Origin of the sequence: Martelella alba (assembly GCF_005217455.1) — a bacterium.
Classification (GTDB): Bacteria; Pseudomonadota; Gammaproteobacteria; order Enterobacterales; family Enterobacteriaceae; genus Acerihabitans.
This window is the reverse complement of the sequence record NZ_SZPQ01000124.1, coordinates 1-1,443: the sequence shown is the minus strand read 5'-3', so window position 1 is coordinate 1,443 and position 1,443 is coordinate 1. Positions and strand designations below refer to the sequence as shown.

The window sequence follows — 1,443 nt, the reverse complement described above, 5'->3', positions numbered from 1 at the left end:
CGAGGGAATACCGGAGCCGACGGATAACACTAACTTAGAGATAAAAGCTGTCTGAATATAACGGGTCAAGATCAGTAAACCAGTTCACTACCCTGATACGGAAACGTACTGAGATACGCTATAGCGTCATCCTGAATGAGTTCGCAGGGAATATCCCCGCCGCGCCATACATCAATAACCTGTTGGTCAATATCGATTCCAATATTACGGGCTGCTGGCCGTTTGTTGCGCATCACAGCTCCTCCACCAAGGTGGGTTTCAATATATGTCTCGTGCACTGGCATCAGGTTGATGAGTCTCTGATAGCACTTGCCTTTACCACCGGGATATCTCATGCGCTAATCATCGTCATTTCTGACGATGATGTCAATTACAATCGGTATTGGTGTACGCGCTCCTTTACTACAAAGTACATAATCAATAACTTGATAGTTCGTTTTTTGTAAACTCTATTGCATAGCTGTTCGCACTAACGCATAGCAATGTGATGATTTAAAAAATATATTGTCTCGTTACAGGAATAGATGCGATAGATAATTTATTCTGCTCAATGATGGATGCGACGGATGCATTTTCACTTCCAGGGTGCAGCACGGACGAGCACTCGCCCGGAACTCTTTAACGATGATAAAACCTGGGTAGTTTGCTGGCACAGAGGATTCATTCCGAATAACAGGGACGAATCTCAGCCCCGGGTTTACATTTCTCACGTCTGCGCTTAAGCAGGCTGATTGCTATATTCTGCCCACAGGAGCCTGTATGACACGCAGCAAAGAACAGCTCTGGTCTGAACGTCAGGGGAACAATACCCGTAGGCCAGATGAAATAAGGTCGGAATACGAACGTGATCTTTCCCGACTAATCCACTCTTCCGCGTTCAGACGATTACAGTCGAAGACACAGGTGCTGGGGCTGGGCGAGAGCGACTTCTACCGCACACGGCTGACTCACTCTATGGAGGTAGCGCAGATTGGCAGCGGCATCCTGTCTCAGCTGAATATACTCTATCCCGTTGGGGTAGCGACGGAGGCGGAATTCCTGCCTCACCCAAGCCTTATGCAGGCTATCTGCCTTGCCCACGATATCGGCCATCCCCCCTTCGGTCATGGTGGTGAAGTTGCGCTTAACTACTGCATGAGAGCCTATGGAGGCTTTGAGGGTAACGGACAGACGCTGCGTATACTCACCCAATTGGATAAGTACACCGAGTCCAACGGGCTGGATCCGACGCGCAGGCTTATTCTAGGCGTGCTGAAATACCCGGCAAGCTACTCTGAGGTAGTCAACGAGAGCGCTTACGGCCAGCTACAGTCAGGAAGCCGTGAATGGCTGTTTAAATCCTCCGGCTTTAAGCCCCCGAAATGCTATCTGAACCGCCCCGGGAATCCTGGAGACTAAACTCTTTGAGAGAGAGGTAACAGGATGACTAAAAATACTCGCTTT

The 1,443-nt window shown here is 49.1% G+C and carries 2 protein-coding genes; one reads left to right on the top strand and one right to left on the bottom strand.

Annotated elements, in window-relative coordinates; genetic code table 11:
- Positions 1-71: 71 nt before the first annotated feature.
- Positions 72-335: a DNA adenine methylase gene (locus FCN80_RS27140; protein ID WP_230492977.1), complete on the bottom strand. Its 264-nt coding sequence runs from the start codon at positions 333-335 to the stop codon at positions 72-74.
- A 424-nt stretch (positions 336-759) separates the two neighbouring features.
- On the opposite strand from FCN80_RS27140, the gene dgt reads away from it, so the two are divergent.
- Positions 760-1,398, top strand: coding sequence for a dGTP triphosphohydrolase (dgt, locus tag FCN80_RS25925; protein WP_230492976.1), 639 nt, complete (start codon positions 760-762; stop codon positions 1,396-1,398).
- Positions 1,399-1,443 lie beyond the last annotated feature (45 nt).

Excerpts from the sequence above, each read along its gene's own strand:
- dgt (WP_230492976.1), top strand. The coding sequence starts at position 760 with ATGACACGCAGCAAAGAACAGCTCTGGTCTGAACGTCAGGGGAACAAT.
- FCN80_RS27140 (WP_230492977.1), bottom strand. The coding sequence starts at position 335 with ATGAGATATCCCGGTGGTAAAGGCAAGTGCTATCAGAGACTCATCAAC.